At 58.5% G+C, this 21,978-nt stretch carries 19 protein-coding genes; 8 read left to right on the forward strand and 11 right to left on the reverse strand.

From position 1 onward, the window contains the following. Together C1N84_RS11875 and fabA are read left to right on the forward strand one after the other, a co-directional pair. Positions 1-1,863: an AAA family ATPase gene (locus C1N84_RS11875; protein ID WP_136545690.1), complete on the forward strand. Its 1,863-nt coding sequence runs from the start codon at positions 1-3 to the stop codon at positions 1,861-1,863. A gap of 67 nt (positions 1,864-1,930) precedes the next feature. After that, on the forward strand, positions 1,931-2,449 hold the full coding sequence (gene fabA, locus C1N84_RS11880; RefSeq protein WP_010616565.1) for a bifunctional 3-hydroxydecanoyl-ACP dehydratase/trans-2-decenoyl-ACP isomerase: 519 nt from the start codon (positions 1,931-1,933) through the stop codon (positions 2,447-2,449). A 66-nt stretch (positions 2,450-2,515) separates the two neighbouring features. On the opposite strand, the gene rmf is transcribed toward fabA, so the two are convergent. From rmf to rlmKL, 6 genes are all read right to left on the reverse strand, one after another. Further along, positions 2,516-2,683, reverse strand: coding sequence for a ribosome modulation factor (gene rmf / locus C1N84_RS11885; RefSeq protein ID WP_013508548.1), 168 nt, complete (start codon positions 2,681-2,683; stop codon positions 2,516-2,518). 267 nt (positions 2,684-2,950) lie between these two features. After that, positions 2,951-3,517: a membrane integrity-associated transporter subunit PqiC gene (pqiC, locus tag C1N84_RS11890; protein WP_021508310.1), complete on the reverse strand. Its 567-nt coding sequence runs from the start codon at positions 3,515-3,517 to the stop codon at positions 2,951-2,953. Then, positions 3,514-5,157, reverse strand: coding sequence for an intermembrane transport protein PqiB (gene pqiB, locus C1N84_RS11895; RefSeq protein WP_021508311.1), 1,644 nt, complete (start codon positions 5,155-5,157; stop codon positions 3,514-3,516). Before pqiB ends, pqiC begins: the two co-directional genes overlap by 4 nt. Next, positions 5,129-6,412, reverse strand: coding sequence for a membrane integrity-associated transporter subunit PqiA (pqiA, locus tag C1N84_RS11900; protein ID WP_021508312.1), 1,284 nt, complete (start codon positions 6,410-6,412; stop codon positions 5,129-5,131). Before pqiA ends, pqiB begins: the two co-directional genes overlap by 29 nt. A gap of 16 nt (positions 6,413-6,428) precedes the next feature. Continuing rightward, positions 6,429-8,336, reverse strand: coding sequence for an ABC transporter ATP-binding protein (locus C1N84_RS11905; RefSeq protein ID WP_021508313.1), 1,908 nt, complete (start codon positions 8,334-8,336; stop codon positions 6,429-6,431). A gap of 5 nt (positions 8,337-8,341) precedes the next feature. Next, entirely contained in the window at positions 8,342-10,459 is a 2,118-nt protein-coding gene (gene rlmKL / locus C1N84_RS11910) for a bifunctional 23S rRNA (guanine(2069)-N(7))-methyltransferase RlmK/23S rRNA (guanine(2445)-N(2))-methyltransferase RlmL (RefSeq protein ID WP_264441445.1), read from the reverse strand. Between the two features lie 96 nt (positions 10,460-10,555). Here rlmKL and C1N84_RS11915 point away from each other — a divergent pair, with 96 nt between their 5' ends. Next, entirely contained in the window at positions 10,556-11,665 is a 1,110-nt protein-coding gene (locus tag C1N84_RS11915; protein ID WP_264441446.1) for a YcbX family protein, read from the forward strand. A gap of 3 nt (positions 11,666-11,668) precedes the next feature. Here C1N84_RS11915 and C1N84_RS11920 read toward each other — a convergent pair whose 3' ends face one another. The 5 genes from C1N84_RS11920 to C1N84_RS11940 all read right to left on the reverse strand — a co-directional run bounded on the left by C1N84_RS11920 (position 11,669) and on the right by C1N84_RS11940 (position 16,908). After that, complete coding sequence (locus C1N84_RS11920; protein ID WP_058759732.1) at positions 11,669-12,211, reverse strand: cell division protein ZapC; 543 nt, start codon at positions 12,209-12,211, stop codon at positions 11,669-11,671. A gap of 150 nt (positions 12,212-12,361) precedes the next feature. Further along, the gene (pyrD, locus tag C1N84_RS11925; RefSeq protein ID WP_264441447.1) at positions 12,362-13,372 is read right to left on the reverse strand and encodes a quinone-dependent dihydroorotate dehydrogenase; all 1,011 of its coding nucleotides are present in this window, start codon (positions 13,370-13,372) and stop codon (positions 12,362-12,364) included. Between the two features lie 120 nt (positions 13,373-13,492). Beyond that, positions 13,493-14,497 (reverse strand): glycosyltransferase family 2 protein, encoded by a 1,005-nt coding sequence (locus tag C1N84_RS11930; protein ID WP_262263949.1) that lies wholly within the window; start codon positions 14,495-14,497, stop codon positions 13,493-13,495. After that, positions 14,494-16,011 (reverse strand): lipopolysaccharide biosynthesis protein, encoded by a 1,518-nt coding sequence (locus C1N84_RS11935; protein WP_264441448.1) that lies wholly within the window; start codon positions 16,009-16,011, stop codon positions 14,494-14,496. Before C1N84_RS11935 ends, C1N84_RS11930 begins: the two co-directional genes overlap by 4 nt. Before the next feature lie 102 nt (positions 16,012-16,113). Beyond that, on the reverse strand, positions 16,114-16,908 hold the full coding sequence (locus C1N84_RS11940) for a hypothetical protein (RefSeq protein WP_058775382.1): 795 nt from the start codon (positions 16,906-16,908) through the stop codon (positions 16,114-16,116). 731 nt (positions 16,909-17,639) lie between these two features. Between C1N84_RS11940 and ssuE the strand changes: the two genes are divergently transcribed. The 5 genes from ssuE to ssuB are packed head-to-tail and all read left to right on the forward strand — an operon-like array spanning position 17,640 to position 21,908. Next, complete coding sequence (gene ssuE / locus C1N84_RS11945; RefSeq protein WP_021508321.1) at positions 17,640-18,191, forward strand: NADPH-dependent FMN reductase; 552 nt, start codon at positions 17,640-17,642, stop codon at positions 18,189-18,191. Between the two features lie 10 nt (positions 18,192-18,201). Further along, positions 18,202-19,161, forward strand: coding sequence for a sulfonate ABC transporter substrate-binding protein (locus C1N84_RS11950; RefSeq protein ID WP_125308467.1), 960 nt, complete (start codon positions 18,202-18,204; stop codon positions 19,159-19,161). A gap of 11 nt (positions 19,162-19,172) precedes the next feature. Beyond that, entirely contained in the window at positions 19,173-20,318 is a 1,146-nt protein-coding gene (gene ssuD, locus C1N84_RS11955) for an FMNH2-dependent alkanesulfonate monooxygenase (protein WP_058775379.1), read from the forward strand. A 10-nt stretch (positions 20,319-20,328) separates the two neighbouring features. Then, on the forward strand, positions 20,329-21,120 hold the full coding sequence (gene ssuC / locus C1N84_RS11960; protein ID WP_058769561.1) for an aliphatic sulfonate ABC transporter permease SsuC: 792 nt from the start codon (positions 20,329-20,331) through the stop codon (positions 21,118-21,120). Further along, complete coding sequence (gene ssuB / locus C1N84_RS11965) at positions 21,117-21,908, forward strand: aliphatic sulfonates ABC transporter ATP-binding protein (protein ID WP_021508325.1); 792 nt, start codon at positions 21,117-21,119, stop codon at positions 21,906-21,908. The genes ssuC and ssuB overlap by 4 nt, the downstream gene beginning before the upstream one ends. Positions 21,909-21,978: the final 70 nt, after the last annotated feature.

Consider the following 21,978-nt stretch of genomic DNA (forward strand, 5'->3'; position numbering starts at 1 on the left):
ATGCAGCAAGGAAAAACATGTTGCGGCCATCACAGTTCAGGCCGGAAGTGCGCCGTGCTTAACCGGGTTGAATCCTGTATAATCGCGCTTTTCCTGAACCAGACTAATGCGAATATTTTGACCAGCACTCAACTTACGTGGCAAGCCCTGCAGCCGGATAGCTCACGCTACCAATCACTTTTCTCAACCGTCTCTCTGGAAGATAGCGATACGCTTGCCGCGGTTCAGCCGCGTCTGCTGAATGCGCTGGCGCATTTACATCATCAAACGCTGGGCTTTCCGCTGCTGCTATTACGCAGCCAGGAAAACAGTGATTATCTGGCGTGGATTGCCGAGGCGGCGCAGCGCTTTCAGCCTGACGAGGACGCGCTGTACGGCGGTGATTACCATGTGATGGGCGACAACGTCAGCCTGCAACCGCCTGTCGATGCCAGCCGTCCCTTCACCAGCACCGGCGGCGTGCATTACGCCGACTGGATTGAGTCCGAGCAGCTGTTTGGCTGCGTGCGTCAGTATAAAGATCGCGTACAGCTGGAGCCCGGTCTGCTGCATCAGGCTAACGGTGGCACGCTGATTCTGTCGATCAATACCCTGCTGGCGCAGCCGCTGCTGTGGTTGCGCCTGCGCAAAGTGATTGAGCTGGGCCGCTTTGACTGGTATTCACCGGACGAGCGCCGCCCGTTGCCGGTCACCATTCCCCCGCTGCCGCTGCAGCTGCGTCTGATTTTATGCGGCGATCGCGAGGCGCTGGCCAGCTTCCAGGAACTGGACGTTGAAGTGCACGAAATGGCGCTTTACAGCGAGTTCGAAGAGAATCTCCAGCTGGTTGATGAGGAGGATATGGCCAACTGGTGCCGCTGGACGCTATGTCAGGCGGAGCTGGCCGGTCTGACGCCACCCGAAGCTGATTTCTGGCCGCTGCTGATCCAGGAAGCGGTGCGTCTGACCGGCGATCAGGACACGCTGCCGCTGTGCCCGCGCTGGCTGCGCCGTCAGCTGCAGGAAGCCGCGCTGCACGGTGAGACACTGAATGGCGAGGCGCTGAAAGAGGCGCTGGAAGCACGCCAGTGGCGCGAAAGTTTCCTCGCCGACCGGATGCGCGATGAGATCCTGTTAAATCAGATCATGATCGAAACGGAAGGCGAAGTAGTTGGTCAGATCAACGGCCTGTCGGTGATTGAATTCCCTGGCCATCCACGTCCGTGGGGCGAGCCGTCACGCATCACCTGTGTTGTGCACCCGGGCGATGGCGAGTTTACCGACGTGGAGCGCAAAGCGGAGCTTGGCGGCAACATCCACGCCAAAGGCATGATGATCATGCAGGCATATCTGATTTCGGAGCTGGAGCTGGAACAGCAGCTGCCCTTCTCGGCATCGCTGGTGTTTGAGCAGTCCTACTCCGAAGTCGACGGTGACAGCGCCTCGCTGGCCGAGCTGTGTGTGCTGATCAGCGCGCTGGCAAACCAGCCGCTGAACCAGCAGATTGCCGTTACCGGTTCGGTGGACCAGTTTGGTAACGTGCAGCCGGTGGGTGGTCTGAATGAGAAAATCGAAGGCTTCTTCCATATCTGCCAGTCGCGCGAGCTGACCGGCAAACAGGGCGTGATTCTGCCTGCCAGCAACGTGCGCCATCTCAGCCTCAGCGACGACGTGGTAGAAGCGGTGCAGCAGGGTCAGTTCCATATCTGGGCGATTGAGCGCGTTGACGAAGCGCTGCCGCTGTTAACCGGTATTGCCTGGCAGAGCGAAAGCGGCGACTCGCTGCTGAGCACTATTCAGGAGCGCATTACTCAGCTCAATCAGCAGGAAAACCGACCGCGGCCCTGGCCATTACGCTGGCTCAACTGGTTCAACCACAGCTGATTACATTGCCCAGCGTACAACTGTTCGCTAATATTCGGGCTTCACTAAAAGAAGGCATATTGAGAACATGGTAGATAAACGCGAATCCTATAGCAAAGAAGACCTGATTGCCTCTGGTCGCGGCGAACTGTTTGGCGAGAATGGCCCACCGCTTCCGTCTGACAACATGTTGATGATGGACCGCGTGGTCAAAATGACCGAAGACGGCGGCAAATTCGATAAAGGTTATGTGGAAGCCGAACTGGATATCCGCCCTGACCTGTGGTTCTTTGATTGCCACTTTAAAGGCGATCCGGTGATGCCAGGCTGTCTGGGTCTGGATGCTATGTGGCAGCTGGTTGGCTTCTATCTCGGCTGGCTGGGTGCGGAAGGTAAAGGCCGTGCGCTGGGTGTGGGTGAAGTGAAATTCACCGGCCAGGTTCTGCCGACGGCGAAGCTGGTTACTTACAAAATTCACTTCAAACGCGTCATCAACCGCAAGCTGGTGATGGGCGTGGCCGATGGCGAAGTGTTCGTCGACGGTAACCTGATTTACACCGCGACTGACCTGAAAGTGGGCCTGTTTAAAGACACTTCAGCGTTCTGACCCGCCAACAAAAACCTCCGCACGCAGCGGAGGTTTTTTTTCCTGTTTACAGACATCCGACGGTGCCTAAGCCACCGCCGACCTGTCCTCCATGGCTTGTCGCCAACCTCCCAACCAGTGAGACCGGGCATCGATCATTTGATAAGGGCATATCTCTTTTGAGCGGCCGGTAATGCCTGCCTGATAGCCTCGTGAATGTGCTCGTTCCAGGCGGTCTCTCTTCTGTCTCTTCATACCTCGTTTCCCTCATTTCAGGTCTGGTGGAATCTGGTGGAAAGAAAGAGTGGTGAATTAATGTTCAACCACAGTAATGTTCTAACCTGTGGTGGGTGAAAGGTCAATGCGCAAAATTCACGCCAATGTCATCAATTTGCCGTGAAATCGACACAAATCCCTCAGTGCCGCCGCCATATCTGGCTGATTCCGCAATAAAAAAGTCCCTGATTTGCGCGCCGTCACATAACGGCAAATCAGGGACTTAGCATAAGCATCGAACAAATCCTAATTTAGCGTCACCACGCTGTTAGCGATTTGCTGTGCCGTTTGCTGCCAGCCGAGCGCCAGCGTGCGCACCAGCGCATCGTAGCCATCTTCGGTCTGCGGCAGCGTCAGATTAAAGCCATGTTTGATAAGCCGGCCTTGATGTTGTAACAGCCATTCACCGCTTACTACCACCTTGCCGTCATAGCGACCATGGAAGCCGGTGACGTGCACGCTGAGCGTATCGTGCGTGTCACCCAGCGGCTGACTGGCCACCAGCCGGCCGGGCAACGCCTGGCCGAGGTTACTCACCAGTGTCTGCTGCAGCTGCTGGTCGAGCGGACTGGCCCACAGATTATTGGCGGCAATCACGTACTTCACGTCGCTGGTTTGATAAACCAGCCCGTTGCCAGCGAGATAATCCGGCACGCTCACCTGTTCAACCCAAATCATCGGCTGGCTGGCGGAGGCGTCACTGCTGACGCGCGCCATATTGCTGCCCGCAGGCAGCTGGTAATAAGTGGTGTCGATGGTGCTGCTGCAGCCCGCCAGCAGCAGCACAGCACCGATAATCAGCCCTTTTTTCACTGTTTCGCCCTCTTTGGCTGCGGATCCTGACCCGGTTTGGCTTCAAATACCAGCGCGTTGCTCTTGCTGTTGAGCGTTTTCAGCACCGGCTGCAATTCGCGCAGCACCTGGTCAAGGCGCTGCATATCGCCCACCAGTTTGTTATACGCTGGCGATCCCGGCTGCAGCCCCTTCATGCTGCGATTAAGCTCGCGCAGGGTTTGCTGCATATCGGCCGGCAGCGTTTTCATCGCCGGGTTGGCGGTGATCTGATTGAGGTTATCCAGCGTTTTCTGCAGCTGCTGCAGGGTGCGCTGGCTCTCTTTCAGCGTGCCGGTGGCCTGGTTGATCATCGGGTTGAGCGGCAGCGCGTTGATCTTATCCAGCGCCGCCATCAGTTTCTGCTGAATCTGGCTCAGGCCGCCGCTCACGGTCGGAATCACTTCCAGCCCCGCCACTTCGTTCGGTCCTTTGTAAGCCGGTGCATTGTCATAGAAGTCGAGATCGACAAACAGCGCACCGGACAGCAGGTTGCCGGTTTTCAGCGTGGCGCGCAGGCCGCGTTTCTTACCATCCTGCAGATGCTGTTCAAGATTGAAGTCGCCCCCCAGACGGCTGATAAAGCGGTCCGGCTCGATGCGGATCAGTACCGGCACGCGGTAATCGGTGTTCAGCGCCTGATTCACGCCCGGGATCATGTAAGGCACCTGAGCCACAGTACCGAGACGAATGCCGCGGAACTCGACTGGCGCACCAACCTGCAGACCACGAATCGAGTCGCTGAAGAACATCAGGAAATCAGTGTGTTTGGTGTACAGCGAATCCTGAATGCTGCGCTGGTCATCATACAGGTGGTAGTCGTCCTGATTTTTGGCCAGCTCGCCGAGTTCCCAGCCGTCCGGCACGTCAAAGCTCACACCACCGCTAAACAGGGTCGTCAGCGAGCCCATTTCGACGCGCATGCCGGAAGCGGACATATCCACCGCAATGCCGCTGTCTTTCCAGAAGCGCACGTTGGTGGTAATCAGGCGATCGTAAGGCGCGGCGATGAACAGCTGATAGGTCATCATGCGCTTGTCGGTATCAAAGGTGCTGGTTTCCACCGTGCCGACGCGATAGCCGCGGAACAGCACCGGATCGCCCGGATTAAGCTGGCCGGCTTTTTTGCTGTCAAGGATGACGCGAATACCTTTGGCATCCGGCGGGGCCAGCGGCGGTGCGTCGAGCAACTGATAATGCTCTGGCTTATCCCCTTTGGCGCCCGGCTGCAGTTCAATGTAGGCGCCGGAGAGCAGCGTACCGAGGCCCGTCACCCCTTCCCGGCCAATCTGCGGCTTCACCACCCAAAACACGCTGTCTTTATGTAGCAGTTTTTCCATGCCGGCATTCAGGCGCGCGGTGATCTCCACATGGTGCAGATCGTCCGTCAGCACCGCGCTTTCGACGGTGCCCACGTCGACGCTGCGGCTTTTAATGGTGGTTTTACCGGCAACAATGCCTTCGGCGTTTTCGGTGATCAGCGTGACCTGCGGTCCCTGATGGCTGAAGTGATAAAACAGAATCCATCCGCCGATTAACAGCGTGACGATAGGTACGATCCACACCGGCGACCAGCGTTTAATCTGGTCGACGTTAGCAATGCCGTGTTGGTTGTCCGTCAAGACGCGGCTCCTTACGTTCAGTTTCCTGTAGGCGATCCCAAATCAGGCGCGGATCAAACGTCATGGCGGCGAACATAGTCAGGATCACCACCAGCGCAAACAATAGCGCGCCTGGCGCAGGGTAAACACTCATCAGCTGGCCCATGCGCACCAGCGCAGAAAGCACAGCGATCACAAACACATCAATCATTGACCAGCGGCCAACAAACTCCACCACCTCATAAATCAGGTGCATCTTCTCGCTGTCGCGCCGGCCGCGGCCGCTGGCGTGCCAGCACAGCCAGCCAATCGCCACCATCTTCAGCGAAGGCACCATAATACTGGCGATAAAAATCACCAGCGCGACCGGCCAGGAGCCATCGCTCCACAGCAAAATGACGCCGGCCATAATGTTGGACGGATACTGCGAGCCGAGCGTTTCGGTCACCATGATCGGCATAATATTCGACGGGATATACAGCATCACCGAGGTGATCAGCAGCGCCAGCGTCCACTGCAGGCTGTGCTGCCTGCGCGGCGCAGCGCTCACGCCGCAGCGCGGACAGGTTTTCTCAGCAGCCGGCAGAATCGCGGTGCAGCACGGACAGCTGCGCAGCCCCTGCTTCAGTCCGCTGATGCCCGCCTGCGGCGTTTGCGCCAGCGGCGGCAGCGGATCGATCCGCTGCCAGACCCAGCGGCGATCGACGCACTGAAACGCACGCAGCTGCAGCAGACAAAACAGGCACCACGGCCAGAAGCTGCTGCCAAGGCCAATTTCACCGTACGCCATCAGTTTGACGAAGCTGACCAGCACGCCGGCCATGAAAATTTCCGCCATACCCCAGCTGCGCAATTGAAACAGAATGCGTGCCAGCCCGAGTCGCAGGCTGTGCGGCAGGCGCACCGGATTCACCAGCAGCAGAATGGCAATCATGCAGAAAGCCGGAATGCCCTGCACAAACAGCAGGAACAGCGTGGCGAGGCTGCGATAATCCTCGCGATCCATCACCTGCGGGATAGCCATCAGCGAGATCTGGCTGCTGAGACCGGCCACATGCATGCTGATAAACGGAAACAGATTGGCCAGCAACAGCATAAACAGCGCCGCCAGCGCATAGCCGGTGGGACGTTTACGCGGTTCGTGCCAGTTAGCCACCAGCGTGGTATGACAGCGCGGACAGCGCGCACGGCTGCCCACCGGTACGGCGGGCAGTTTTACGGTTAAATCACACTGCGGACAGAGCATCCAGTGCTGGGTCTGATGCGTGGCACACATGCTGACTCCCTCTGCGTTATGCGCCGTTTTTCAGCGCTTCCAGCTCTTCCCACCGTTCAAAGGTGGTTTCCAGCTCCTGCTCCGCCTGCGCCAGCGCATCCAGCACCGGCTGCGTTTTGTCGTGCGGCTGGCTGAAGAAGTCCGGATGACTCATCTGCGCCTGCAGCTCACCGATACGCGTCTCCAGCTGCTCCAGCTTTTGCGGCAGCTGCTCCAGTTCACGCGTCAGGTTATAGCTTAGCTTGCCTGCGCTGCGTTTGGGGGCGTCGGCTTTTTCTGCCGGTTTAGCCGCTGCGCTTTTGACCGGTGCGGCTTTGGTCTGTTTGTAGGCGGCGCGCTGCTGCTGCGCATCATGGTAGCCACCGACGAAGGTACCGATCTCGCCGTTGCCTTCAAAGATCCAGCATTCGGTCACGGTGTTGTCCACAAACTGACGATCGTGGCTCACCAGCAGTACGGTTCCCTGATAGCCATCCACCAGCTCTTCCAGCAGCTCGAGCGTTTCAACGTCGAGGTCGTTGGTCGGTTCGTCAAGGATCAGCAGGTTGCTGGGCTTGAGGAACAGACGCGCCAGCAGCAGGCGGTTACGCTCGCCGCCGGACAGCGCACGCACCGGCGTCATGGCGCGTTTCGGGTGGAACAGGAAGTCCTGCAGATAGCCCAGCACGTGGCGCGGCTTGCCGTTGACCATCACTTCCTGTTTGCCTTCTGCCAGGTTATCCATCACGGTTTTATCCGGATCGAGCTCCGCGCGGTGCTGATCGAAGTAGGCGATTTCCAGTTTGGTGCCGCAGTGCACGCGACCGGCATCCGCCTTCAGCTGGCCGAGCATCAGGCGCAGCAGCGTGGTTTTACCACAGCCGTTCGGGCCAATCAGGGCGATTTTGTCGCCGCGCTGCACCTGGGTGGAGAAATCCTTCACCAGCGTTTTGCCGTCAACGCCGTAATCCACGTTTTCCAGCTCAAAGACGATTTTGCCGGAACGCGCCGCTTCACCGACCTGCATATTGGCTTTGCCCATCACGTCACGCCGTTCGGAGCGTTCACGACGCAGCGCTTTCAGCGCGCGCACGCGGCCTTCGTTACGGGTGCGACGTGCTTTGATGCCCTGGCGAATCCACACTTCTTCCTGTGCCAGCTTGCGGTCGAATTCGGCGTTTTGCATCTCTTCAACGCGCAGCGCTTCCTCTTTGCCCAGCAGGAACTGATCGTAATCGCCCGGCCACGACACCAGCTTGCCGCGATCGAGGTCGACGATGCGCGTCGCCATATTGCGGATAAACGAGCGGTCGTGCGAAATAAACACGATGCTGCCGTTGAAGGTTTTCAGGAAGCTTTCCAGCCAGTCGATGGTTTCAATATCGAGGTGGTTCGTCGGTTCGTCGAGCATCAGCACGCGCGGGTTGCTGACCAGCGCACGGCCCAGCGCGGCTTTACGCAGCCAGCCACCGGAGAGTGACGACAGCTCGGTGTCCGGCTGCAGCCCGATTTGCTGCAGCACATCGTTGATGCGGCTGTCGAGCTGCCACAGGTTGTGATGGTCGAGAATCGTCTGCAGTCGCCCCATTTCGTTGAGGTTTTTCTCGCTCGGATCTTCCATCACTAAATGCGATATGGCGTGGTAGGCCTTGAGGTGCTCAGCCTGTTCGGCCACGCCTTCGGCGACGAAGTCGTACACCGAACCGGTGATATTGCGTGGCGGATCCTGTTGCAGCCGCGCAACCACCAAATCCTGCTCATAAATAATGCGGCCGTCATCCAGCGGCTGTTCGCCGTTGATGATTTTCATCAGCGTCGATTTACCGGCGCCGTTGCGCCCAACCAGACAGACGCGCTCGCCCTCTTCGATATGCAGTTCGGTGTTATCCAACAGCGGCGCATCGCTGAACGACAGGTAAGCGCCATGGATACTGATCAGTGACATAAAACTTATTCCTTACCGGCGTGGCTTACCAGCCAGCAGTTGTGAATTTGACGGTTGCGCGCAAAGTCCTGCGACAGCGTTTTTTGCGTAATTTCCTGCGCCTGCAGACCCAGACGCTGCAAGCCGTCCAGATCCATTTTGAAGCCGCGCTTGTTGTTGGAGAACATAATGGTGCCGCCGCGACGCAGCATGCGCTTCAGGTTCTGCAGCAGCATCAGGTGGTCGCGCTGCACATCGAAGTCATCTTCCATGCGTTTGGAGTTGGAGAAGGTCGGCGGATCGATAAAGATCAGATCGAACTGCTCATCGCTTTCGCGCAGCCAGCTCAGGCAGTCCGCCTGCATCAGGCGATGCTGGCGCCCGGTTAATCCGTTCAGGCGCAGGTTACGTTCGGCCCACTCCAGATAGGTGCGCGACATATCGACCGTGGTGGTGGACTTGGCGCCACCCAGCCCGGCGTGCACGCTGGCGCTCCCGGTGTAGGAGAACAGGTTAAGGAAATCTTTCCCCGCGCTCATCTGGCCCAGCATCTGGCGCGCGATACGGTGGTCGAGGAACAGGCCGGTATCGAGATAATCCGTCAGGTTCACCAGCAGCCGCGCGTTAAACTCTTGCACTTCAAAGAATTCGCCCTTCTCGCTCAGCTTCTGGTACTGGTTTTTGCCCTTCTGCCGTTCGCGGGTTTTCAGCACCAGGCGATTGGCCGGTATCTCCAGTACGCTCAGCGTGGCACCGATCACGTCAAACAGGCGCTGACGCGCTTTGGTCGCATCCACGGTTTTCGGCGGCGCGTACTCCTGAACCACCACCCAGTCGGCGTAGCGATCGACCGCCACGTTATACTCCGGCAGATCGGCGTCATACAGGCGGTAGCAGTCAATATTCGACTGGCGCGCCCACTTGTCCAGTTTTTTGCTGTTCTTACGCAGGCGGTTAGCAAAGTCTTCTGCAATCTGTGCGCCGCCTTCGGCGCTGTTCTCCGCCAGCTGGTAGTTCTTCTGTACGCACTCCAGCGGACCGTTTTTCGCTTTAAACTGGCGATCGGCGCGCAGCTGCAGGCAGCTGAGCAGCTCGGGTGAGGCGCTGAACAGCGACAAATTCCAGCCGCCAAACTGCTGTTTCATGATGCGGCCCAGCTGGCTGTGCAGCGCAATCAGCGCCGGCTCGCTCTCCAGACGCTCACCGTACGGCGGGTTACTCAGCACCGTACCGCGCATCGCTTCGCCCGCCAGCGGATTTTTCAGCTGCAGCACATCCTGCTGCGCAAAGGTGAACAGATCAAACACGCCGGCGCGGCGTGCGTTGGCACGTGCCCATTCCAGCACGCGACCATCATTATCATAGCCAAAGAAGCGTGACGTGGTGGCGGCCGTGCCGGCGCGCGCACGCTGCAGCGCGTCGCTGCGCACTTCCTGCCACAGTGCATTGTTGTGGCGTTTCCAGCGGCTGAAGCCCCAGTGCGAACGCAGCAGGCCTGGCGCGCGATCGCAGGCGATCAGCGCCGCTTCAATCAGCAGCGTACCGGAGCCGCACATCGGATCGACCAGCGGCGTGCCGTTCTGCCAGCCGGAGCGCATCACAATCGCTGCCGCCAGGTTCTCTTTCAGCGGTGCCTGGCCGGTTTGCTGACGATAGCCGCGCTGGTGCAGTGCAGTGCCGCTCAGATCCAGCGCGATGCTAACGCGATCTTTGTTCAGCCACGCGTTGATGCGGATGCCCGGCTGCTCGCGATCGACACTCGGACGCTCCAGATTCTGCCGGGTAAAGCTATCGACAATCGCATCTTTGATGCGCAGCGCACCAAACTGACTGTTGCGAATCACCTCATTGGTGCCGCTGAAGTGGATGGCGAACGTGGTGTTGCTGTCAAACAGCTCGCTCCACGGGATGCTTTGCGCGCCGACGTAGAGATCGAGATCGCTCCAGACGCCGAATTCTCCCAGCGGCAGCAAAATACGTGAAGCCAGACGGCTCCACAGCAGGCTTTGGTACATTACGCGGTCGTCGGCTCGGAAGTGGACGCCGCCCTGCACCACCTGCAAATCCTGCGCACCCAGCGCGTCCAGCTCAGTTTTCAACAGCTCTTCGAGCCCACGCGCCGTACTGGCAAACAGAGAATTCATATCGTCACTTTTACTCTTGCTAAAATTGTTGCGCATTATAGCGAATCAGCGTCCTATGTCATAAAGTTAGCTTCTTTTTGTCTGTACGGAGTTGTGATGATTACCCTGTCTCGCCTGTATATTCACCCGGTTAAATCGATGCGTGGTTTGCAGCTGTCACACGCACAGGTGCTGGAAAGCGGTCTGGCCTTCGATCGCATCTTTATGGTGACCGAAGCGGACGGGACCTTTATTACCGCCCGCCAGTTTCCGGAGATGGTGCGTTTTACGCCCGCCCTGCTGCCCGACGGGCTATTCATCACCGCGCCGGACGGCAGCCAGGCGCTGATCCGCTTCAGCGATTTCAGCGCCCAGCCGGCACCGACCGAAGTGTGGGGCAACCAGTTCACCGCCCATATTGCGCCTGACACCATCAACCAGTGGCTGAGCGGCTTTTTCCCGCGCCCGGTGCAGCTGCGCTGGGTTGGCACTGAGCCATCGCGCCGGGTAAAACGCTTCGACCAGGTCCCGCTGGGGTTCGCCGACGGCTTCCCTTACCTGCTGGTCAACATGGCGTCGCTGCAGGATCTGCAGCAGCGCTGTCCGGCCAGCGTGCGGCTGGAACAGTTCCGCCCCAATCTGATCGTCAGCGGCGCCAGCGCCTGGGATGAGGACAGCTGGAAACGTATTAAGATCGGCGAGATCACCTTCGAGATGCCGAAGCCGTGCAGCCGCTGCGTGTTTACCACCATCGGCACCGAAAGCGGCCGCAAGCATCCGCAGGGCGAACCGCTCGCCACGCTGCAGCGCTTTCGCAGCGCGCAGGACGGCAGCGGTGATATCGATTTCGGCCTGAATCTGATTGCGCTTAACAGCGGCATCGTGCGCGTCGGCGATACGGTTGAAGTGCTGGAACGGCAGACGCCGCGCGCTTACGGTGCCGGTGAGGTGGTGGAAACGCTGCAGGCCGCCAGCAGCGCGCCGGCCGCCGTGACCATTGGCTATCAGGGTCAGCAGTTTGCCGGCGATAATCAGCAGGTATTACTGGAACAGCTGGAGATGCAGGGCTTTCGCATTCCCTATTCGTGTCGTGCCGGAATCTGCGGCAGCTGCAAAATGACGCTGGTGTCGGGTGACGTGAAGGCGCTGAAGCAGAGCGCGGTGCGCAGCGACGGCACCATTCTCAGCTGCAGCTGTATTCCGAACGGAGATATCGAACTGGCGTAAGCGCTACACCGCGCGGGCGAAGGGCGCGCTGCTCTCCTGCAACTGCGGCTGCAGGCGATCGTTCATGATCTTGATGGCATCGCCGAGCTGCATCCCTTTGCCCGCCACCGTCAGCGCACTCTGCGCCAGCAGACAGAGCGCGGCATTCTCGCCGCTTTCAACCACCAGCAGCTGTGCCTGTTCGCCGCTGTCGGCCAGCGTTACCGCCACCATATCGCCCGCGACGGGCTGCCAGCTGTGCGCATGGCTGGTGAAGTGCCAGCTTTTCGGCATCAGCGGCTTAAGGAAACGGCTGGCTACCAGCGCATTCAGCACCAGCTCGGCGCGCTGATCGCTTTTTAAACCGCTCTGGCGACAACGCTCTTCAAAAGTAAAATAAAGCGCAGCGTCATCAACGCAAAAACCGCTGTCATTAAAGGCATCGGGCGTCAGCATTTTGCGCGAGAAGCGCGAGCGAAATAACATTCCATCGGCCAGATCCAGCATCATCCGGTCATGCTCTGCGTCAAAATACCAACGCCAGTTGTCATCGGGTTTGATTTTCATGGGGTGCCCTGTGGATTTACGCTGCGCTAAACGGCGCTGAAATTTAAAATATTGCTTTAAGGAAAAAGCTGAAAATTGTTCGAACAGGACAAAATATAAACGAGCCGGAGGGAGAAATAAACCCCCCGGCCAGGGAAAGTGAGAAATGTCTTAGAGATGGGTCACGATATCTTTAATTAAAGCCGGACCTTTATAAATAAAGCCGGAGTATATCTGCACCAGCGTTGCGCCAGCCGCCATTTTTTCCCGCGCGGCGACCAGCGAATCAATGCCGCCAACGCCAATAATCGGCAGACGTCCCTGTAGCTCCTGCGCCAGCCGGCGAATCACTTCGGTGCTGCGCGACTGTACCGGACGGCCACTTAATCCCCCCGCTTCGTCGGCATATTTCAGCCCGCTCACCAGCGAACGATCGAGCGTGGTATTGGTGGCGATCACGCCGTCTATTTCGTGACGCACTAAACTGTCGGCAACCTGGATCAATTCTTCTTCAGAAAGATCCGGCGCGATCTTCACCGCCACCGGCACATATTTCAGATGGCTTTCCTGCAGCGCCCGCTGTTTTAATTTAATCGCCGACAGCAGATCGTCCAGCGCTTCGCCATATTGCAGCGAACGTAATCCGGGGGTATTCGGTGAGGAAATATTGATGGCAATATAACCGGCGTGCGCAAACACCTTTTCCATGCAGGTCAGATAATCGTCTTTGCCCTGCTCTACCGGCGTGTCTTTATTTTTACCAATATTGATGCCAAGCACGCCTTTAAAGCGCGCCTTTTTCACATTCTCTACCAGGTGATCAACGCCGAGATTATTAAACCCCATGCGGTTGATGATACCTTCCGCCGCCACCAGCCGGAACATGCGGGGTTTGTCATTGCCCGGCTGCGCGCGTGGCGTCACCGTGCCCACCTCGACAAAGCCAAAGCCCATGGCACCAAAGGCATCAATGCACTCCGCGTTCTTATCCAGCCCCGCAGCCAGGCCCAGCGCGTTCGGAAAGGTCAGCCCCATACAGGTCACCGGGCGTGACGGCAGCGACTGACGAATCAGCCCTTCCAGCGGCGTGCCGCTGATGAAGCGTAACTGTTGAAAGGTGAGTTCGTGCGCGCGCTCTGGATCGAGCTTAAACAGCGCCGGCCGGACGATAGGATATAGCATGCACTCTCCTGAATGGCGGAAGCTTCGTGAAAGTCGGGTGCACGGGAATTTGTGCGCCAGAATGGTAAGGTGCTCTGGCGCAAAAGTAAATTACTCTGGGATGCAACAATTTGATCGGTATCAGCGTCGGGCGGAATAGCGTCCCAGACGATCGCGGCAGGCCTGTAAGCCGCTGTAAATCGCCGGGCAATACCACAGCAGTTTCAGTCGCGCGTTGTGCTGTAACACTTTACGCACCAGCTGATTCACCTGCGGCTGCCACTCGGCGGGCACCGTCATGTGATTTTTGCGGATTTGCGTCAGGCAGCCGTGCATCACCGTCTGGTAATAGTCATCCAGCAGCGCCTCATCGTGCGGTAGTTGCTGCTGCTGCAGGAACTGCTCACTGCCGGCGCGGGCGATAAAGTAATTTTTCACCCACGAGAAGTCGCGCGTGCTCTGCGACAGAGAACTCAGCATGAAGCGTTTGTAGTAGTAGCTCTGGCTGGTGCAGTACAGCGCGCGCGCCTGCAGATAAAGGGCGAACATAAAGGGCGCGTCTTCATGGTTCTGGATCGGCAGAAACTGCAGCTCGAGCTGGTCAATCAGGCGACGCGAGATGATGCTGCTCCAGATCACCCGATGCGCCGACTGATGCTGAATCAGCGTGCGCAGCGTGGCGCTGCCGCCCGGCAGCAGGCCGCTGACGTGGCGCTGATGGATGGTCTGATAATGGCGCTGCGGCGCTGGCAGGTCGAAAAACATTTTCGCGCCAAAGCAGAACAGATCAATCTCCGGGTGACGTGCCTGCACGCGGCGGAAATCGGCGAACAGTTCAGTCGAGACGAAGTCGTCGGCATCCATAAAATAGACGAAATCGCCGCTGGCTGCGGCCAGCCCCTTCATGCGCGCGGCACTGACGCCGCCGCGTCCGCCACTCAGCAGCGTCACCTGCGGATGCTGCGCAGCAAACGCCGTCAGCCAGGCCACGCTGTCATCGCTCGAGCCATCATCAATAATGATGATCTCTTCCGGCGGCGATGACTGGCGAAGCAGCGATCCCAGGGTTTCCGGCAGCCAGGGCGCGCAGTTCCAGTTAGGGATAATTACCGAAACCGTCGGCGTGCGGCGTGATGTCATGCTCATCCTCTTTCCTCTGCGTTAACAAGCGGCGCGCGCAGGCGTTTTAGCACCAGGCTGTGTAACAGACAGCACACGCCAAGGTTAAAGGCCCCGATCAGCCCCAGCCACAGCAGGTTGATCCAGCGATTCTGGTTCCACTCAATGGGCAGCAGCGAGCTGAGCCAGGCAATTAGCGCCGAGACCGCCCAAATCAGCGCCACGTCGCGCGTCAGCCAGCTGAAATGGATACCCGGCGCAAAGCGGCGATGCACCAGCCACGCCCAGCCAACTAAATAGAAGATGTTCTGCCCCAGCCACAGCCAGCCGGTGCCCAGCGCCCCGTAATGGACGGCACACCAGATGTTGAGCGGCACCAGCACGACGGCAAAACAGGTGAATCCCTGCATGTGCAGTTTCAGATTGCCGTTGACGTATTGCAGGTGATACAGCAGGCCGCAGATCGCCTGGATACCGCTGCCGAGCGCATACAGGCTAAGCACGAACGCCATCTCTTCGACAATTTGTGGTTTCTGCGTCCACGCCCACAGCAACGGTCCGGCATAGCAGGCAATGGTGATGCTGAGCGGGGCCATAAAAATTGCCACCGCCTGGGTGGTATAGCGATAAAGCTTCAGCGATTCGGCATCGCCCTGCTGACGGGTTTTCATGCCGGTCATGCGCGGCACAATCGCCTGCATAATCGGACTGCTCAGCAGCAGGATACCGGTCGCGGCCGTGGCGACCACGGTGAACGAGCCGTACTCGCTCAGCGGCAGGGTTTTTGACAGCACCAGCCGGTCAATCTGCGAAATAAAGGTCCACACGGCGCTGGAGAAGGCGGCGCTCAGCGCAAAGCGAATAAAGGGTTTGAGCACGCCTTTCAGATCGTCGCGCTTCTCTTTGCGCGCTGCGCGAGGCACCAGCTGACAGGATTTCCAGATACAGCAGGCGGCTTCGGCAATCGACACCAGCAATTGCCAGATAAAGAAGGTCAGCAGCGGATTCGGGAACAGCTGGATCACCAGTACCGCGCCAAAAGTACGCAGCGTGGTAATGATCAGGTTCACGCCGTTGAGCCAGACCTGATGCTCAAAACCGACAATCACGCTGCGATACGGGCTGGTACGCCAGCGAATCGCGGCGGTGATCACCATGATCGCCACGGCCACCACCACATCGCCGGCGGGTAAGTGCTGCGCATCCAGCCAGTGCGTGGCAATCCATGGCGTCGCCAGCCACCCGAGCACCACCAGCACCAGGGTGGAGAACAGGAAGAAACGGGTCAGCGTGGCAAACAGCGCCGGAAACCAGACAAATTCTGCCTGATTTGCCCGGTAGCGTGCCGCCTCGCGCATCAGCGTGGTTGAAACGCCCGCGTCCAGCAGCTGCAGCCAGGTCAGCAATATAGAAAAGAAGCCCACGAGACCATAAGCTTCCATACCTAAATGCTGAATATACAGGGGAACCACTAAAATACCTGACAGCGTCAGATAGATCTGGCCAACATAGTTGGCAATCGCGTTACGTTTGATAGACATAAAAACTCTGGCGTCTGGGTATTTTTCTCAGTGTTAACAGCGTGACACAAAAATACCTCAGCGCCCACGGGAGTAATTCTTAAAATTAACGCTGGCGCTATCTCAGCGGCTTTTTCTCATTTTCATCAGTGAGAAATAGAGGTCGGGCTGTTTCAGTAACAGTTTTTCCATTGTGCTCTGCGGCGAAAACTGATCGGCAAAGTAGCGCACCGCGTGCCGCACATTATTAGAGAACTGCGTTTCAGCGTTTAATTCCTGCTGTACCAGCTGTAATAACCCGCTGCGTAAATAACTCTGGCGATAGCGGTTTCGCTCCGGAATAAAGTGTGACAAACGGGTGACCTTTTCATATTCCGTCATAAATTGCTGATAGCTGGGCGGTGGATTAACCGTGGTGACCTCATGCTCTGCGCGGGCATCCAGCAGCCATACCGTTTGCGTATTTAACAGGCCGGCCAGCATCACATCCTGAATGCGTACCAGCGGAGCGGCATTTTTCACCAGCGCGGCGCGCAGGATGACCGCATAGTTATTCTGCTGCCACAGGCGCTGCGCCTGCAGCTGCTGAAACAGCTGCAGCGACGGCTGCAGGCCGCTGCTCAGTGCGCGCGGTGCCAGTGAAACCAGCATGCAGTTGAGCTCCGGGCGCTGATGGCTGAGCGTTGCCAATTCCTGCAACAGTGCAGCAGAGGGTGCAAAGCCATCGGCGGCAAACAGTAAGAACGCGTCGTCGCTGACGCTCTCTGCCGCTGGCTGCGGCACAGCGGTAAACTGGCTGTGCGCGGCATCCGGCTGCAGCAGATAACACAACAGCGGATTAACGTTATCAGCCGCGACGCGCGCGGGCTGAGCGGCAACCGGCTCAGCCGGGTGCACTAACAGAGCAGACCTTCCCATATTCCTCTCCCTAAAAATAATACTGAATAATGGCCAGACAAAAATCCGCCCAATTAAGGCGCAAATAAGGCAGTGACTTTTTTTTAGCGTAAGAAAACTCAATCAATTATAAACAGCCCGCCGACGGCATGACTATTGGCCCTTGCCAGACTGGCTGATAATTTACCGTTTATTGTTAAGCGCAACTGAAGCAATCCCGGCCAGAGTGCTGAAGTAATACGTAATATCGGTAACAGGAAACGCGTTAAACGGTGCGATTTTAATAAAACGCCACGCTTTGACACACTTACTCGCTAATTTGATACCAGCTTAAAATGGAGCATTCTAAACAGCCACTACGAAAAATCCTGGTGCCCGCTTTAAACTTACGTCAGCGTTTGTTTGCTACTCCTTAAATTACCTCATCTATTTCTTCTTAAGCCTGACGACAATGGCGCGCCCGGCGATATGTGTCGACGGTTACACCTCTGATTTAACCAGGCAACAGCGCTTTTAATCATTCTCACCTTGCCCGTGACGGAAGCCGCTAATGAAAACCCGGCAATCTGCGGGTGCAATTCAGATTAACCTTAGAGGCGCTTTTCCCTTCCTTTATAAGAGGGCGCTATTCCCGCCTGACGGCTATCCATTGCCGGATAAATCATTTACGCCTCGCCGCCTGCTCTGTCAGGATTGAATGCATCAGTTCTCAATAATTGCTAATCAATAACTTTCAGTTATAAGGAGTGACCATGCGGGTTATTACGCTGGCGGGGAGTCCGCGTTTTCCTTCACGTTCTACGGCGCTGCTGAGTGTGTGCCAGCGGGCGCTGGAAGCGCGTGGCGTTGAGGTGATTCCGTGGAACATTCACAACTTTCAGCCGGAAGATTTGCTGTATGCGCGCTTTGACTCACCGGCACTGACCGCGCTTAAAGCGGATTTAGCGCTCGCGGAGGGGCTGATCGTCGCCACACCGATTTATAAAGCCTCTTTCTCAGGCGCGCTGAAAACCCTGCTCGACCTGCTGCCAGAGCGGGCGCTGGAACATAAAGTGGTGCTGCCGCTGGCCAGCGGCGGCAGCGTGGCGCACATGCTGGCCGTTGACTACGCGCTGAAACCGGTGCTGAACGCGCTGAAAGCGCAGGAAGTCCTGCACGGCGTGTTCGCCAGTGATACGCAAATCACCCATTACGACCGCCAGCCTGAGCTGGATGCGCTGCTGAGCGAGCGCATTGATGAGGCGCTGGAAACCTTCTGGCAGGCGCTGCACCGTCGTCATCAACCCTATGCTCAGGCTGTATAAAGGAACTGCGATGAAAAGGATGTTAACCCGCTGGCTGCTGCCGACCGTTACCGCGCTGTTTGCCCTGACCCTCACGGCTCAGGCTGCCGAAGCGCCAGCACAATTCCGTATCGGCTATCAGAAAGGATCGGTCAGCATGGTGCTGGCCAAATCGCATCGGCTGCTGGAGCAGCGCTTCCCGACCACCAACATTCAGTGGATCGAGTTTCCGGCCGGTCCGCAAATGCTTGAGGCACTGAATGTGGGCAGCATAGACCTGGGCAGCACCGGTGATATCCCGCCGCTGTTTGCTCAGGCCGCCGGGGCGGATTTGCTGTATGTCGGCTCGGAGCCACCGAAGCCGCAGGCTGAAGTGATTCTGGTGCCGAAGGACAGTCCCATCCACAGCGTGGCGCAACTGAAAGGTCATAAAGTGGCGTTCCAGAAAGGCTCCAGTTCACACAATCTGCTGCTGCGCGCGCTGGAACAGGCCGGCCTGAGCTTTAACGATATTCAGCCGATTTATCTGACGCCAGCCGATGCGCGCGCCGCGTTTCAGCAGGGCGATGTTGACGCCTGGGCGATCTGGGATCCCTACTATTCCGCTGCGCTGCTGCAGGGCAACGTCCGTGTGCTGGTGGACGGCAGTAAGCTGAACCAGACCGGTTCGTTCTACCTCGCCACGCGCAGCTTTGCTACCGATCACGGTGACTTCGTGCAGCAGGTGCTGCACACCTTTAGCGAAGCCGATGCGCTGACGCGCAGCCAGCGCCAGCAAAGTATCGATCTGCTGGCACAGGCGATGGGCCTGCCGAAGCCGGTGATCGCCAGCTACCTTGACCATCGTCCTCCGACCACCATTACGCCGGTCAGCGCACATACGGCGCAGGCCCAACAGCAAACTGCCGATCTGTTTTATGCCAACCATTTAATGCCGGTCAAAGTCACCATTGCCGATCGCATCTGGCAGCCACAGCCGGCCCGGCCATAAGGAAATTTATCATGAGCGTATCCGTATTCTGGTTTCTTCCCACCCACGGCGACGGCCACTACCTCGGTACCGCCGAAGGCGCGCGCCCGGTGGATCACGGTTATCTGCAACAGGTGGCGCAGGCCGCCGATCGCCTCGGTTTTGGTGGCGTGCTGATCCCCACCGGCCGGTCGTGTGAAGATGCATGGCTGGTGGCCGCATCCCTGATTCCGGTGACGCAGCGCCTGCGTTTTCTGGTGGCGCTGCGCCCGGGGGTGATTTCCCCGACGCAGGCCGCACGGCAGGCCGCCACGCTCGATCGTCTCTCCAACGGTCGCGCACTGTTTAACCTGGTCACCGGCGGCGATCCGGAAGAGCTGGCGGGCGACGGCGTTTTCCTCGATCACCGCGAGCGTTATGCCGAATCCGCGGAGTTCACCCGGGTCTGGCGCCGGGTCAGCGAGGGTGAAACGGTCGATTACGAAGGCAAGTACGTCAAAGTGCGCGGTGCACGATTGATGTTTAAAGCGGTGCAGCAGCCACGTCCACCGCTGTGGTTCGGCGGCTCATCGGATGCCGCGCAGGATCTGGCCGCGGAGCAGGTGGATGTCTATCTGACCTGGGGCGAACCACCCGCGCTGGTCAAAGAGAAGATTGAACAGGTGCGCGCCAAAGCGGCGGCGCAGGGGCGCACGGTGCGCTTCGGCATCCGTCTGCACGTGATTGTGCGTGAAACCAATGAAGAAGCATGGCAGGCGGCAGACCGGCTCATCGCCCATCTTGACGATGCCACCATTGCTAAAGCGCAGGCGGCCTTTGCCCGCACCGATTCAGTCGGTCAGCAGCGCATGGCCGCGCTGCACGGCGGACGGCGCGATCGGCTGGAGATCAGCCCGAACCTGTGGGCTGGCGTCGGTCTGGTACGCGGCGGTGCCGGGACTGCACTGGTGGGCGACGGTCCGACGGTCGCGGCGCGTATGCAGGAGTATCAGGATCTCGGCATCGAGACCTTTATTCTGTCTGGCTATCCGCATCTGGAAGAGGCCTATCGCGTGGGCGAGCTGCTGTTCCCTCATCTCGACCTGGCCGTGCCGGAAATCCCGCAACCCCGCGTAGTGCAGGCGCACGGTGAAGCGGTCGCCAATGATTTCACCCCGCAAAAAGTCGCGCAGAGTTAAGGAGTCGCATATGGCAAAGGTCAATAAACAGCTGAGCAATGCCCTGCTGCCGTGGGCGCTGCCGGTGCTGCTGGTGGTGGTGTGGCAGGTTGCCTCACAGGCTGGCTGGCTGTCGACGCGCATCCTGCCCTCGCCGGAGAATATTGTCATCACCTTCTGGCATCTCGCGGCCAGCGGTGAGTTGTGGCAACACCTCGCCATCAGCGGCTGGCGAGCGGCAATCGGTTTTGCCATTGGCGGTTCGATTGGCCTGATTCTCGGGCTGATTACCGGCACGTCGCGCACCGGCGAACGGTTGCTGGATACCTCGGTGCAGATGCTGCGTAACGTGCCGCACCTGGCGCTGATCCCGCTGGTAATTCTGTGGTTCGGCATCGACGAGTCAGCCAAAATTTTTCTTGTGGCGCTCGGCACCCTGTTCCCTATCTACCTCAATACCTATCACGGCATACGGAATATTGACCGCGGCCTGGTGGAGATGGCCCGCAGCTATGGTCTCTCCGGCTGGAGCCTGTTTATTCAGGTGATTTTGCCGGGCGCGTTGCCGTCAATCATGGTTGGCGTGCGCTTTGCCCTCGGTCTGATGTGGCTGACGCTGATCGTGGCCGAAACCATCTCGGCCAACTCCGGTATTGGTTATCTGGCAATGAACGCCCGTGAGTTTCTGCAAACCGATGTGGTGGTGGTCGCCATCATTCTCTATGCCCTGCTGGGCAAACTGGCCGACGTGACGGCACAGCTGCTGGAGCGTGTCTGGCTGCGCTGGCATCCGGCTTACCAATTGAAGGAGGAGAACGCATGAGCAACGCAACGCTAAGCCCGGCGCGCCTGAACCGCGGTACCCCGGTGGGCGTCAATGGCGTCACCAAGCAGTATGGCAATCGCACCATCCTGAATCATATCGATTTACATATTCCGGCCGGCCAGTTTGTCGCGGTGGTCGGCCGCAGCGGCTGCGGTAAAAGTACCCTGCTGCGCCTGCTGGCCGGGCTGGAATCCACCACGCACGGTGAATTGCTGGCGGGCAACGCGCCGCTGGCCGAGGCGCGCGAAGATACCCGCCTGATGTTTCAGGATGCGCGTCTGCTGCCGTGGAAGAAAGTGATCGATAACGTTGGCCTCGGTCTGAAAGGCCGCGAGTGGCGCAGCGCAGCGCTGGAAGCGCTGGCGGCGGTCGGTCTGGCCGATCGTGCACATGAGTGGCCGGCAGCGCTCTCCGGCGGACAGAAACAGCGGGTGGCACTGGCGCGGGCGCTGATTCATCGTCCCGGCCTGCTGCTGCTCGATGAACCGCTCGGCGCACTTGATGCGCTGACGCGCATTGAAATGCAGGGCCTGATTGAGTCGCTGTGGCAGCAGCATAATTTTACCGTGTTGCTGGTGACGCACGATGTCAGCGAAGCGGTGGCGATGGCCGATCGCGTATTGCTGATTGAAGAGGGTCAGATCGGGCTGGATTTGGCGGTGGATTTACCGCGTCCGCGCCGCAAAGGATCGGCGCGCCTTGCCGAGCTGGAGGCCGAGGTGCTGGATCGGGTGATGAAGCGGGGAACCTCAGAGCAGCCCCTGCAGTTCGCGCAGCAGCGTTAATTCAGGACGCGCGATAAATCGCGCCGCTACAGAGGATTGCAACACTTTGTAGCGGCGCAATTTATTGCGC

The organism is Pantoea sp. SGAir0418 (assembly GCF_043529865.1).

What these genes read in the sequence shown, in the direction of transcription:
- C1N84_RS11875 (WP_136545690.1), top strand. Translation starts at nt 1, where the DNA reads ATGCAGCAAGGAAAAACATGTTGCGGCCATCACAGTTCAGGCCGGAAG.
- fabA (WP_010616565.1), top strand. Translation starts at nt 1,931, where the DNA reads ATGGTAGATAAACGCGAATCCTATAGCAAAGAAGACCTGATTGCCTCT.
- rmf (WP_013508548.1), bottom strand. Translation starts at nt 2,683, where the DNA reads ATGAAGAGACAGAAGAGAGACCGCCTGGAACGAGCACATTCACGAGGC.
- pqiA (WP_021508312.1), bottom strand. Translation starts at nt 6,412, where the DNA reads ATGTGTGCCACGCATCAGACCCAGCACTGGATGCTCTGTCCGCAGTGT.
- C1N84_RS11905 (WP_021508313.1), bottom strand. Translation starts at nt 8,336, where the DNA reads ATGTCACTGATCAGTATCCATGGCGCTTACCTGTCGTTCAGCGATGCG.
- rlmKL (WP_264441445.1), bottom strand. Translation starts at nt 10,459, where the DNA reads ATGAATTCTCTGTTTGCCAGTACGGCGCGTGGGCTCGAAGAGCTGTTG.
- C1N84_RS11915 (WP_264441446.1), top strand. Translation starts at nt 10,556, where the DNA reads ATGATTACCCTGTCTCGCCTGTATATTCACCCGGTTAAATCGATGCGT.
- C1N84_RS11920 (WP_058759732.1), bottom strand. Translation starts at nt 12,211, where the DNA reads ATGAAAATCAAACCCGATGACAACTGGCGTTGGTATTTTGACGCAGAG.
- pyrD (WP_264441447.1), bottom strand. Translation starts at nt 13,372, where the DNA reads ATGCTATATCCTATCGTCCGGCCGGCGCTGTTTAAGCTCGATCCAGAG.
- C1N84_RS11930 (WP_262263949.1), bottom strand. Translation starts at nt 14,497, where the DNA reads ATGAGCATGACATCACGCCGCACGCCGACGGTTTCGGTAATTATCCCT.
- C1N84_RS11935 (WP_264441448.1), bottom strand. Translation starts at nt 16,011, where the DNA reads ATGTCTATCAAACGTAACGCGATTGCCAACTATGTTGGCCAGATCTAT.
- C1N84_RS11940 (WP_058775382.1), bottom strand. Translation starts at nt 16,908, where the DNA reads ATGGGAAGGTCTGCTCTGTTAGTGCACCCGGCTGAGCCGGTTGCCGCT.
- ssuE (WP_021508321.1), top strand. Translation starts at nt 17,640, where the DNA reads ATGCGGGTTATTACGCTGGCGGGGAGTCCGCGTTTTCCTTCACGTTCT.
- C1N84_RS11950 (WP_125308467.1), top strand. Translation starts at nt 18,202, where the DNA reads ATGAAAAGGATGTTAACCCGCTGGCTGCTGCCGACCGTTACCGCGCTG.
- ssuD (WP_058775379.1), top strand. Translation starts at nt 19,173, where the DNA reads ATGAGCGTATCCGTATTCTGGTTTCTTCCCACCCACGGCGACGGCCAC.
- ssuC (WP_058769561.1), top strand. Translation starts at nt 20,329, where the DNA reads ATGGCAAAGGTCAATAAACAGCTGAGCAATGCCCTGCTGCCGTGGGCG.
- ssuB (WP_021508325.1), top strand. Translation starts at nt 21,117, where the DNA reads ATGAGCAACGCAACGCTAAGCCCGGCGCGCCTGAACCGCGGTACCCCG.